Raw genomic sequence first — 12,446 nt, forward strand, 5'->3', positions numbered from 1 at the left:
AATGCAGTTAACACAACGACGCAGAGGAAAGGCATGTATCAGCATCATAATTGGCAGGGTGCGCTGCTGGATTTTCCGGTCAGCAAAGTAGTGTGTGTAGGGAGTAACTACGCAAAACATATCAAAGAGATGGGCAGTGCGACACCAGACGAACCGGTGCTGTTCATTAAACCTGAAAGTGCGCTGTGCGATATTCGTCAGCCTCTGGTTCTGCCTCAGGATTTTGGTTCTGTTCACCACGAAGTAGAACTGGCGATTCTGATTGGTTCAACCTTGAGAAAGGCAACGGATGAACATGTGAGTAAGGCTATTGCGGGATACGGCGTAGCGCTTGATCTAACGTTGCGTGATTTACAAGGCAAACTGAAAAAAGCGGGCCAACCGTGGGAAAAGGCCAAAGGGTTTGATAATTCGTGCCCGATTTCTGGTTTTGTTCCAGCCAGTGAATTTAACGGCGATCCGCAAAATACCGCGCTCGGCTTAAAGATCAATGGTGAAATCCGCCAGCAGGGCAGTACCTCCGATATGATCCACAAGATTGTCCCGTTAATTGCGTACATGAGTCGATACTTCACCTTACGTGCCGGAGATGTCATTCTCACTGGCACCCCGGAGGGCGTTGGGCCGCTGAGCAGCGGTGATGAACTCGAAGTTAGCTTCGCTAACCACAGTCTGACCACGCGTGTTCTATAATCAATTTGCCGCCGGCGGGCGGCAAAACTTGCATCTCAGGCTCAGAGTGTTTATAAGGTGCGCTTGTTTTTATTACGGGACACCATCATGACTACAGCGCCGTTCTGGCAGTGCAAAACACTTGACGAAATGAGTGACGCGGAGTGGGAATCTCTCTGCGACGGCTGCGGCCAGTGCTGTTTGCATAAATTGATGGATGAAGATACGGATGAAATCTATTTCACCAATGTCGCCTGTAAACAACTGAACATCAAAACGTGCCAGTGTAAAAACTATGCCCGTCGCTTTGACTACGAACCAGACTGTATCAAGCTCACGCGCGACAACCTGCCGACCTTCGAATGGTTGCCGCACACCTGTGCATATCGTCTGTTAGCAGAAGGTAATAATTTACCTGCATGGCATCCGTTGTTGACGGGGTCTAAAGCTGCCATGCACGGCGAGCGTATTTCGGTAAGACACATCGCCGTTAAAGAGTCTGAAGTTCGTGACTGGCAAGACCATATCCTGAACAAACCGGAGTGGGCAGACTAAATCACTGGCGTCATCGCAGAACACCAAAATAAATCGTACAAAGTAAATTCTTTGTGATACGGTGTTCTTTCAATAACAAGTAAAAGTAGGTTTTTATCCAATATTTAACATTTAAGTGTCCGTCATGTGGCGGTTCACAGTATCGCACTTCCCCCTACGATGTCCGAGAAACAAATCCCCATGGCGCTGTTTGTATCTTCTGTAAATCAGGGATGCACCTCCTTCATCGTCCGATGAGTGCGATTCATCAACATAACGTGTCTGCTCGATAAGAGCGTGTGCCGCTGATTTTGCTTTCCCCAGTTCTGCACTGTTACCATTCAGCCTCCATAACGGAGGAATAATGAAAAAAATAACACTACTGCTCGGGACACTCTTACTCAGTGGCTGTTCATCGCCCGAACCTGTTTCCCCCAAACCGCCTCAGGTTATCGGCATGCCGAACCCGGCGTCAGTCTACTGCATAGAAAAAGGCGGTGAACTGAGAACGGTGAAAACCGATTTGGGTGAACGCGGTGATTGCTTATTGCCGAGTGGTGAACGCATTGACCAGTGGACGCTTTATCGTCGCGACCACTAATAATAAAAAACCCGCCGAGGCGGGTTTTTGTTTTCCTGGAGCCTGAACTTACCGACCGAACAGATCTCGACGTTTTGGCTTGAAGGGCTGAGCGATCAACACCAGCACGGCAATCACCAGGAATACGGCAAATATGCCTACCAACCATTGAACCATATCCAGCGACAGGAAAACCCACTGGCGTTCGGCACAATCGCCTGTCGCGACAAAGATTTGCGGCAACCATTTATTCAGTGGCAGCCAACTTGGGAAACGAGCCGCAAAATCACAGGTCACAAATGGTGAAGGATGAAGTTGCAGCATTGTGTGTTCCCACGCCAACTGCAGACCTTTCCCGGCACTGTAGATCCACAGTGCAATTCCTGCAAAACGTAACGGTGATTTCGGCGCAATTGCCCCGACAATGCCTGCACCCATCACGCCAAACAATGCGCAACGCTCATAAATACACATTACACAAGGCTTCAGCATCATGACGTGCTGGAACCACAATGCCACCATTTCCAGAGCGAAAGCAGTGAATGCCAGAAGAAGCCAGGCACCTCGCCCGCGGGAGCATTGGTTTAAATATCGCAACATAATTAGTATCCCTGCAATACCCGTCGCCCTACAAGATGAAGGGGGGGGGCTGTTCTCCTGCACCCGAATCACCTACTTGAGTAAGCTCATTGGGATTCATTTGATTGCCGCCTGGCTGCATCTTGAAGCAACTTGGGTATATATGTAATGAGTCGGCAGTGTAAACGAATTCGATTTCCGCGCCAGTAGGCACATCAAAATAACACGCTAATTGGATGTTTATCAGACAAAAAAGTAAACGGGCAGCAGGCTGCCCGTAAATTTAGATTAATGTGGTAAACCGTTCATGATGGGTGAAGAAATCCATCCGGCTTGCATCATCCAATCTGTTGCTGGCACCAGAGTAAACTGTACGCACAACAATCCGACCACTGTCAGTACCAGCGTATACGGCAACGCCATCAGCACCATACGGCCATAAGAGAGACGGATCAGCGGTGCCAGTGCCGAGGTGAGCAGGAATAAAAACGCAGCCTGACCGTTCGGAGTGGCAACGGATGGCAAGTTTGTCCCAGTGTTAATCGCCACCGCAAGTAACTCAAACTGTTTGAGATCGATAATGCCATGGGTCAGCGCGGTTTTCGCTTCGTTGATATAAACGGTTCCAACAAACACGTTATCGGAAATGGATGACAAGATACCGTTGAACAAATAGAACAGCGCCAGTTGCGAATGCGGTTCGGCCTGCAATACAAATTGAATGACCGGCGTGAACAGTTGCTGGTCGATGATCACCGCGACGACGGCAAAAAACACCGTTAACAGAGCAGTGAAGGGCAGTGCTTCGGTGAAGGCTTTGCCTATCTGGTGTTCATCGGTCACGCCGCACAGTGAAGTGGCGAAGATAATCACCGATAAACCGATTAGCCCCACTTCGGCCAAATGCAGCGCCAGCGCAATCACCAGCCATATGCCAATCAATGCCTGAACGATAAGTTTCATGCTGTCCTGGCGAGTTCGTTTTTGCGCACTCTTCGTATCGTAGTCCTGCAAGATGCCACGGACTTTCTCCGGCAGCTTTTCACCGTAACCCAGGATTTTAGTGGATTCCAGCAGCACACAGGTGAACAACCCGCAGATGAGAACCGGTATGGTGACTGGCGCCATGCGCAGTAAGAAATCGCCAAAATGCCAACCGGCATTTTTCGCAATGATCAGGTTTTGCGGCTCACCAACCATGGTCATCACGCCACCCAGCGCGGTGCCCACACCTGCATGCATCATCAGGCTGCGTAAAAACGCCCGAAATTGCTCCAGCGTGCTGCGATGATCAGCATCAAGAAGGGTGTCATCCTGAATATCATTCTCTAAATCGCCCGTAGACGCGACGCGGTGGTAGATATCGTAGAAACCCACTGCCACACTGATAACGACGGCAACCACTGTCAGCGCGTCAAGGAAGGCCGATAAAAAGGCTGCTGCGATACAAAAGGCGAGAGAAAGTAAAATCTTCGAGCGAATGCCAAGCAGTAATTTAGTAAATACCAACAGCAGAAGCTGTTTCATGAAGTAGATGCCCGCCACCATAAACACCAGCAGCAACAACACTTCAAGGTTGGAGGCGATTTCTTCTCGCACATGATCGGCGCTTGTCATGCCGATGAACACCGCTTCAAACGCCAACAAACCACCAGGCAGTAATGGGTAGCATTTCAGCGCCATTGCAAGGGTAAAGATAAACTCTGCAACTAATAGCCAGCCCGCAATAAACGGACTAATAAACCAAAAAATCAAAGGGTTAACGACTAAGAAAGTCAGTAAAGCCAGCTTATACCAATTCGGAGATTGACCTAAAAAGTTGCGATAAAGCGCACGACCAGTAGACATTTCCATCGTGAATTTTTCATGCTCCTGTTACCCGTCATACATCAAAGAACAGAAGAGGTGATTCACATACCTCTAACAATATTGAATATATCGGATAAATATAAAGTTGCGATTAAATAAGTGGTTTCAGGTTACTCGTGCGCAAGATATCAATCAAGGCATAGGAAAATGCTTAGGGAGTGTGATTGCGTGCAAAATTAAACCATGATTCCGCTTTTGGCGGTTGTCGCTGCTACCTGCGCCGCATGGCATCTGGTATGATGAGTCTCTTTAGCAAAACCTGTGTAATGGAAAGCATACTATGGTCATTAAGGCGCAGAGCCCAGCGGGTTTCGCGGAAGAATATATCATCGAAAGTATCTGGAATAACCGCTTCGCTCCGGGAACCATTCTTCCGGCTGAACGAGAGTTATCCGAGCTCATTGGCGTCACCCGTACCACATTGCGCGAGGTGCTTCAGCGTCTGGCGCGTGATGGCTGGTTAACGATTCAGCATGGCAAGCCGACCAAAGTGAATAACTTCTGGGAAACCTCAGGTTTAAACATTCTGGAAACGCTGGCCCGTCTCGATCACGACAGCGTGCCGCAGTTGATTGATAACCTGTTATCCGTTCGAACCAATATCGCGACTATCTTTATCCGCACGGCTGTTCGTCAGCATCCAGATAAAGCGCAAGAAGTATTGGCGACGGCGAACAGTGTTGAAGACCACGCTGATGCGTTTGCGAAGCTGGACTACAACATTTTCCGCGGACTTGCCTTCGCTTCCGGGAACCCGATTTACGGATTGATCCTCAATGGAATGAAAGGATTGTATACCCGTATCGGGCGTCACTATTTCTCAAGCCCTGAAGCGCGTAGCCTGGCGTTAGGTTTCTATCACCGTTTGGCAGAAATTTGCCAACAAGGATTGCACGATCAGGTCTTTGATACCGTTCGTACCTACGGGCGTGAAAGTGGTGAAATCTGGCATCGGATGCAGAAAAATTTACCGGGCGACCTGGCGATGCACAGCCGTTAATCTGGTATTTTTTTCATCCCCTGTAATACGAAAAACGCTTCCCGAAGGAAGCGTTTTTTTATGGCTGTTAAATGCCGGTTACAGGCTGTTAAGGCGAGGAGGGCAACGTTCAAGCAACTCAACGCTACCATCTTCATTTTGTTGCTCTAGCGTCACGTCAAAGCCCCACAAACGGTGCACATGTTTGAGAACTTCTCGACGCCCTTTATCCAGCGGTGCGCGATTATGCGGGATGTAACGCAGCGTCAGCGAACGGTCGCCGCGTAAATCGACATTCCATACCTGAATATTTGGCTCAAGGTTGCTCAGATTGTACTGTGCCGACAGTTCAGCACGGATCTTCCGGTAACCTTCTTCGTTGTGAATAGCGGCAATTTCCAGGTAATTATTACGATCGTCATCCAGCACGGTAAACAAACGGAAATCCCGCATCAGTTTCGGCGACAGGAACTGGCTGATAAAACTTTCATCTTTAAAATCACGCATCGCGAAATGCAGAGTATCCAACCAATCTTTACCGGCAATATCCGGGAACCAGTAGCGATCTTCTTCCGTTGGCGACTGGCAAATCCTTTTAATATCCTGGAACATGGCAAAGCCGAGTGCATACGGGTTGATCCCGTTGTACCACGGGCTGTTGTACGGCGGCTGGAACACCACATTGGTGTGGCTGTGCAGGAACTCAAGCATAAAGCGGTCTGTCACTTTTCCTTCATCATACAGATGGTTAAGAATGGTGTAGTGCCAGAACGTTGCCCAACCTTCGTTCATCACCTGGGTCTGTTTCTGCGGATAAAAATACTGGCTCACCTTACGCACGATGCGTAAAATTTCGCGCTGCCAGGACTCCAGTAACGGAGCATTCTTCTCCATAAAGTAGAGTAGATTTTCTTGTGGCTCAGAGGGGTAACGACGCGCTTCTGCAATCGTTTTTTCCTCTTCACGGCGCGGCAACGTGCGCCACAGTGTATTTACCTGGCTTTGCAGATACTCTTCGCGGCTTTTCTGCCGGGCTTTCTCTTCCTGCAACGAAATTTTCTGCGGACGTTTATAGCGGTCAACGCCGTAGTTCATCAACGCGTGGCAAGAGTCGAGCAGGCGTTCAACTTCGTCCACGCCGTAGCGTTCTTCGCACTCGGTAATGTATTTACGCGCGAAAATCAGGTAATCGATAATCGAGCTGGCATCCGTCCAGCTACGGAACAAATAGTTATTTTTGAAGAAAGAGTTATGCCCGTAACAGGCGTGGGCGATAACCAGCGCTTGCATTGTGATGGTGTTTTCTTCCATCAAGTACGCAATGCACGGGTTCGAGTTAATCACGATTTCATAGGCAAGCCCTTGCTGCCCATGTTTATAAAGCCGTTCCGTTTCGATGAATTTCTTACCAAACGACCAGTGTGGGTAGTTAATCGGCATCCCGACGCTCGAATAAGCATCCATCATTTGCTCGGAGGTAATCACTTCGATTTGATGAGGATAGGTGTCCAGCCGATAGAGTTTGGCTACCCGGTCAATCTCGGCGAGATAGACATCAAGCAGCTCGAACGTCCAGTCTGGTCCATCACTTAGACGTTTAGAATCCTTTGTGGCGGAATCAGTAACAATAGCCATCAGCGCGCCCTCATTGTTGGCGGCTCTCTCTGGATGGAAAGCCTCACCTTCAAGAATAGACAACTCCTGAAACTTATCCGCTGCAAGCAAAATTTTTTCCTCACGATTTACTCATCTGAACACCCCGCTATTTGCAATTCACGCAGAGTAATATGCTGCGGAAAATATATTCGTTCGCAGGAGATTCTAATTATTGCCACCCAGTTATATCAGCCTGGGATGTGAGGAAAGTCACTATAATAAAGCCATATGTTGAATAACATTTTCATCTGGGTTATCAATTTGTAATCAGAAGATTATTCTTTTAGCTAAATGGTGGAATGGTTATGCATGTTGTGGTGCTGGGAAGTGGTGTTGTTGGTGTCAGCAGTGCCTGGTATTTGCGCCAGGCTGGGCATGATGTCACGGTTATCGACAGGGAAGCGGGGCCAGCTATGGAAACCAGCGCGGCAAATGCCGGGCAAATCTCACCGGGTTACGCTGCACCCTGGGCTGCGCCGGGCGTACCGCTTAAAGCCATTAAATGGATGTTCCAACGCCACGCACCGCTGGCCATCAGCCTTGATGGCACGCAATTTCAGCTGAAGTGGATGCTGCAAATGCTGCGTAATTGCGACATGCGTCATTACATGGAAAACAAAGGCCGTATGGTGCGCCTGGCGGAGTACAGCCGCGATTGCCTGAAAGAGCTGCGCCATAACACCAATATTCAATATGAAGGCCGGCAGGGTGGGACGCTGCAACTGTTCCGCACGGCGCAGCAGTTTGAAAACGCGGCGAAAGACATTGCGGTACTCGACGATGCCGGTGTGCCATATCAATTACTGGAAGCCAATCGTTTATCTGAGGTCGAACCTGCATTAGCTGATGTTGCCCATAAACTGACTGGCGGCTTGCGCTTACCTAATGACGAAACAGGCGACTGCCAACTGTTCACGCAGAATCTGGCACGCATGGCTGCCGAGGCGGGCGTCGTGTTCCGTTTCAATACGCCAGTCGATCGTCTGCTGTATGAAGGCCAAAATATTTATGGCGTGCAGTGCGGTAAAGAGGTGGTGAAAGCCGACGCTTATGTGGTCGCTTTCGGTTCATACTCCACCGGTTTATTGAAAAATATCGTTGATATTCCTGTCTATCCGCTCAAAGGGTACTCTCTGACCATCCCCATTGCCGATGAGCAAGGCGCTCCGGTTTCGACTATTCTCGATGAGACATACAAAATTGCGATCACGCGCTTTGACCAACGGATTCGTGTCGGTGGAATGGCGGAAATTGTCGGGTTTAACACTGAGTTGCTGAAACCTCGCCGTGAAACTCTGGAAATGGTGGTGCGCGATCTCTACCCGCGCGGTGGGCACGTTGAACAGGCGACGTTCTGGACGGGTTTACGTCCTATGACGCCAGACGGCACACCGATTGTCGGGCGTACACCGTTCAAGAATTTATGGCTCAACACCGGGCATGGAACACTGGGCTGGACGATGGCCTGCGGCTCGGGTCAGATGTTAAGTGATTTAATTTCTGGAAGAACACCGGCGATCCCGTTCGACGATCTCGCGGTTGCACGCTATTCCCCAGGATTCACTCCGACAGATTCACGGCGGCTGCATAACGCGCATAACTAATATCAATAAAGGAGTGGACAATGTCCCGTCCTATTGTTGCGACGCTGAAACTTAGCGCGCTGCGTAACAATTTACAGGTTGTTCGCCAGGCTGCCCCTCATTCGCGAGTCTGGTCGGTCGTCAAAGCAAATGCTTATGGTCATGGGCTGGAACGCATCTGGTCTTCATTGGGTGAAACCGATGGTTTCGCGATGCTCAATCTCGAAGAGGCTATTTTGCTCCGCGAACGCGGCTGGAAAGGGCCAATTCTGATGCTCGAAGGCTTTTTCCATGCTGATGAACTGCCGCTGTTTGACCAGTATCGCCTCACCACCAGTCTGCACAGTAATTGGCAGGTGAAGGCGCTGGCGAATGCCAAACTTAAGGCACCGCTGGATGTTTATCTGAAGATGAACAGTGGCATGAACCGCCTCGGGTTCAGTCCTGAGCGGGTGCACTCTATCTGGCAACAACTGCGGGCGATTGCCAACGTTGGCCAGTTAACGTTGATGGCACATTTTGCCGATGCCGAGCAACCGGACGGCATCACAGAACCCATGAAACGCATAGAGCAGGCCACTGAGGGCATAGATTGCCCTCGTTCACTTTCTAACTCTGCAGCAACGCTATGGCATCCTGAAGCGCATTTCGACTGGGTTCGCCCAGGGATTGTGTTGTACGGTGCATCGCCAACCGGCCAATGGTGCGATGTCGCAACCAGCGGTTTACAACCGGTGATGAGCCTGCAAAGCGAAATCATTGGTGTCCAGAACTTAAAGTCAGGAGACACGGTGGGTTACGGTAGCCGCTATCGGGCTCAGGTCGAGCAGCGTATTGGGATCGTCGCCTGCGGTTATGCTGACGGTTATCCTCGCCATGCCCCTGACGGAACACCCGTGCGCGTCAACGGTGTGTTAACGCACACGGTGGGAGCCATTTCGATGGATATGATGACGGTCGACCTCACACCGTGTCCGCAAGCCGGGATTGGTAGCCCTGTAGAACTGTGGGGTAACGAGGTCAAAATTGATGACGTCGCCCATGCTGCGGGGACGATAGGGTACGAACTGATGTGTGCGCTGGCACCTCGTGTGCCGGTTGTGACGCAGTCTTAGTGATGAGCTAAAGGGCGGTCTCCCGCCCTTTATTATGACTACTCGGTTTCGTTGCTTTCTACGCGTACACCGATTTTAAGCACCTGGTTATCTTCTTTCTCGGCAACTGTCCAAATCATGCCTGCAAACTCAACCTGGTCACCGACTACGGGGGCTGCGCCAAGCATGCCCACCACAAACTCGCCCAGCGTTTGCTGCGTATTCACACTGTCATCCAAATCAAGCCCATAAATGGTCGCGACATCAGCAAACTGGGCGTTGGCTTCGAGAATGAAGTCACCAAAGAAGCGCTGATCGAGCGACACTGGCGGTGACTGGCTAAACATTTTACCCAGCGCGGGTAGGTCACGCTCACGGCCAATCACGCAGAGCACATCGCCGACTTGTAACCGCGTGCGGTCGCCCGGATTCATCAGTACATTGTCACGGAACAGGGCGGCAATGCGTGTATCTTTCGGCATATTCAAGTCGCGCAGGGAGGCACCAATGCACCATTTATCTTCGCTGAGTTGGTAAACAAATTGTTCCCACGGGTTTTCCGGATGAATATCCAGACCCACGCGAGAAACCGGCCAACCCACGAGCGGTACAACCACCTTGGCTTTTTTAGCGGCCCATCCCAGTGACGTACCCTGCAATAACAGCGAGACCAACACCACGAAGAACGCCACATTGAAGAACAGACGGGCGTTTTCAAGGCCAGCCATCATCGGGAATACGGCGAGAATAATCGGCACCGCGCCGCGTAATCCCACCCAACTGATAAACACCCGTTCCCGTAAATTAAAGCCACGGAACGGCAGCAGCCCGAGGAACACCGAGAGCGGACGGGCAAAGAAAATCATCCACAGAGACAGGAGCAGGGCAGGAATGGCAATCGGCAGCAAATCCGACGGATTGACCAACAGCCCCAGAACCAGGAACATGCCGATTTGCGCGAACCACGCCAGCCCATCAAAGTTTTGCAAAATCCCAAAGCGGCTGCGAATCGGGCGGTTGCCCAGCAGGAAACCACAAAGATAGACCGCCAGAATCCCGCTGCCGTCGAGTGCCGTGGTAATGCCAAACACCATAATCCCGCCGCTCAACGCCAGCAGCGGATACAGACCTTGCGGCAACGTAATTCGGTTGATCATTTGCAGCAGCAGATAACCGCCGCCGAGGCCCAGTACAATTCCGAGGCCAAACTGCTGAATGATATCCATGAGGAACATCCAGCTCAGGCCGGTTTGCCCATGCTGGATCATCTCAATAAGCGTAATGGTCAGAAACACCGCCATTGGATCGTTGCTGCCCGATTCAATCTCAAGCGTGGCTCCGACACGTTCGTTAAGTCCTTTCCCACCCAGTAATGAGAAAACGGCTGCCGCATCGGTTGAACCGACGATTGCGCCAATCAACAAACCTTCAATTAAGTTGAGATTAAACAACCACGCGGCGGCCATGCCGGTTAAGCCCGACGTCACTAACACGCCTACTGTGGCAAGTGAAAGTGCTGGGCCAAGTGCGACTCGAAACGAACTGGCCTGGGTACGCATGCCGCCATCCAGCAGGATCACCGCCAGCGCCAGGTTACTGATTAGATAAGCGAAAGGATAATTATCAAAGGGAATGCCGCCAATACCGTCGATCCCCGCCAACATGCCAATGGCGAGGAAAATAACCAGGATGGGGATACCAAGACGAGAGGAAAAAGAACTCAATAAGATGCTACAAGTTACCAGTACGGAACCTAAAATAAACAGACTGACTATCGCCCCTGCGTCCAAAATTATCTTTCTCCTTTTACCTGTGCCATTCGTTTCGAAATGTTACCACGGAAAGCATTGATTAATTGTGCTATCTGGTGCCCACATGTGGCTTTTTTTGGCTAATAACGGGATGACCGCTGACGGTCAGGCTGGCAGTTTGCCCATCGTGATGCAGTTCTCCGTACGCACCCAGCGGCAGAGTGACAGTTTCGGGTTCATGCCCGAACGGTAATCCGCGCAGCACAGGGATCGACAAACGCTGCTGTAACATCTGGCACATTTCGTCGAAGTCATACCCACCGTCATAATCGCTTAACGTGGCCCCATTAAAACTGCCGAGAATCAGCGCTTTTTGGCGCGCTAAAATTCCCGCGTGATGAAGTTGCAGTAATAAGCGCTCAACACGGAATGGATGCTCATTAATGTCTTCAACCACTAAAATGCCGCCATCAATCACGGTGAGCCACGGCGAACCTATCATGGATACCAGCATTGCGAGATTTCCGCCCCACAGCGTACCGCTCGCCGTACAGGCTGGCGTGGCGCTCTGCCAGCTCACGGTAAATTTAGGTTCGGTTATCGCTTGCCAGAAATGCTGCCAGGTGAAGCGGTTTAACTCCTCTGCGCCAAAATTACCGGCGAGCATAGGTCCGCTGAATGTTATCGTCCCGGTTTGGGAAAGAAGCGCTAACTGTATTGCAGTGAAATCGCTGTGGCCGCAAATTATCGGTGTCCGTTCAGCAAAAGCACGTCCAAGGCTTGAATAATCGATATTCTCAAGCAGACGAGTTGCCCCATAACCGCCACGAACCGCCAGTACAATGTCACATTCTGGCGGCAATGCAGATAAATCCTGAATATCCGCCAGGCGTTGGTCGTCCGTTCCGGCAAACCGTTGGAAGCGCCGGGTCACCACCGATTGGTTCTCAACCCGGTGACCCGAGGCTTTCAAGCGCTCGATGCCGCGAGCGGCTGCAGCTTGATTAACACAGAATCCTGAAGGGGCAATCAATCGAAACGTGGTCATGGCATTTCCTTGCGTAAAGTGAATTGGTTATCATGCCGCTTGAAACGGTGGTTGTCACCCGCCGGTAACGACGAATCGCGGTAATAACGGCTCAGTAATAT

At 50.7% G+C, this 12,446-nt stretch carries 12 protein-coding genes; 7 read left to right on the top strand and 5 right to left on the bottom strand.

Annotation, left to right across the window (positions count from 1 at the left end):
- Window positions 1–33 precede the first annotated feature (33 nt).
- The 4 genes from RHD99_RS10190 (at window position 34) to RHD99_RS10205 (ending at window position 1,807) form a co-directional block, all read left to right on the top strand.
- Complete coding sequence (locus RHD99_RS10190) at window positions 34–693, top strand: fumarylacetoacetate hydrolase family protein (RefSeq protein ID WP_183269513.1); 660 nt, start codon at window positions 34–36, stop codon at window positions 691–693.
- Window positions 694–780: 87 nt separating this feature from the next.
- Complete coding sequence (gene ycgN / locus RHD99_RS10195; RefSeq protein ID WP_183269512.1) at window positions 781–1,227, top strand: cysteine cluster protein YcgN; 447 nt, start codon at window positions 781–783, stop codon at window positions 1,225–1,227.
- A 95-nt stretch (window positions 1,228–1,322) separates the two neighbouring features.
- Window positions 1,323–1,499: a cold shock small protein YmcF gene (gene ymcF / locus RHD99_RS24075; protein WP_442865678.1), complete on the top strand. Its 177-nt coding sequence runs from the start codon at window positions 1,323–1,325 to the stop codon at window positions 1,497–1,499.
- Between the two features lie 71 nt (window positions 1,500–1,570).
- Window positions 1,571–1,807 carry a putative hemolysin gene (locus RHD99_RS10205; protein ID WP_309878668.1) on the top strand — a complete coding sequence of 79 codons (237 nt, stop codon included), beginning with the start codon at window positions 1,571–1,573 and terminating at the stop codon, window positions 1,805–1,807.
- Window positions 1,808–1,855: 48 nt separating this feature from the next.
- On the opposite strand, the gene dsbB is transcribed toward RHD99_RS10205, so the two are convergent.
- Both dsbB and nhaB read right to left on the bottom strand, forming a co-directional pair.
- Window positions 1,856–2,386: a disulfide bond formation protein DsbB gene (dsbB, locus tag RHD99_RS10210; RefSeq protein ID WP_309878669.1), complete on the bottom strand. Its 531-nt coding sequence runs from the start codon at window positions 2,384–2,386 to the stop codon at window positions 1,856–1,858.
- A 267-nt stretch (window positions 2,387–2,653) separates the two neighbouring features.
- Window positions 2,654–4,219, bottom strand: coding sequence for a Na(+)/H(+) antiporter NhaB (gene nhaB, locus RHD99_RS10215; protein WP_309878670.1), 1,566 nt, complete (start codon window positions 4,217–4,219; stop codon window positions 2,654–2,656).
- Window positions 4,220–4,514: 295 nt separating this feature from the next.
- On the opposite strand from nhaB, the gene fadR reads away from it, so the two are divergent.
- Complete coding sequence (gene fadR / locus RHD99_RS10220) at window positions 4,515–5,234, top strand: fatty acid metabolism transcriptional regulator FadR (RefSeq protein WP_183269505.1); 720 nt, start codon at window positions 4,515–4,517, stop codon at window positions 5,232–5,234.
- Between the two features lie 78 nt (window positions 5,235–5,312).
- On the opposite strand, the gene RHD99_RS10225 is transcribed toward fadR, so the two are convergent.
- On the bottom strand, window positions 5,313–6,848 hold the full coding sequence (locus RHD99_RS10225) for a SpoVR family protein (protein WP_183270259.1): 1,536 nt from the start codon (window positions 6,846–6,848) through the stop codon (window positions 5,313–5,315).
- 326 nt (window positions 6,849–7,174) lie between these two features.
- Here RHD99_RS10225 and RHD99_RS10230 point away from each other — a divergent pair, with 326 nt between their 5' ends.
- Window positions 7,175–8,473 carry a D-amino acid dehydrogenase gene (locus RHD99_RS10230; protein WP_183269504.1) on the top strand — a complete coding sequence of 433 codons (1,299 nt, stop codon included), beginning with the start codon at window positions 7,175–7,177 and terminating at the stop codon, window positions 8,471–8,473.
- Between the two features lie 20 nt (window positions 8,474–8,493).
- Window positions 8,494–9,567, top strand: coding sequence for a catabolic alanine racemase DadX (dadX, locus tag RHD99_RS10235; protein ID WP_309878672.1), 1,074 nt, complete (start codon window positions 8,494–8,496; stop codon window positions 9,565–9,567).
- A 38-nt stretch (window positions 9,568–9,605) separates the two neighbouring features.
- Here the strand turns inward: dadX and RHD99_RS10240 are convergent, their stop codons facing one another.
- Both RHD99_RS10240 and ldcA read right to left on the bottom strand, forming a co-directional pair.
- Window positions 9,606–11,336 carry a potassium/proton antiporter gene (locus RHD99_RS10240; RefSeq protein WP_270145045.1) on the bottom strand — a complete coding sequence of 577 codons (1,731 nt, stop codon included), beginning with the start codon at window positions 11,334–11,336 and terminating at the stop codon, window positions 9,606–9,608.
- Between the two features lie 70 nt (window positions 11,337–11,406).
- Window positions 11,407–12,345: a muramoyltetrapeptide carboxypeptidase gene (gene ldcA / locus RHD99_RS10245; RefSeq protein WP_309878673.1), complete on the bottom strand. Its 939-nt coding sequence runs from the start codon at window positions 12,343–12,345 to the stop codon at window positions 11,407–11,409.
- Between the last annotated feature and the right edge of the window lie 101 nt (window positions 12,346–12,446).

Origin of the sequence: Buttiauxella selenatireducens (assembly GCF_031432975.1) — a bacterium.
In the GTDB taxonomy this organism is placed as follows: Bacteria; Pseudomonadota; Gammaproteobacteria; order Enterobacterales; family Enterobacteriaceae; genus Buttiauxella; species Buttiauxella selenatireducens.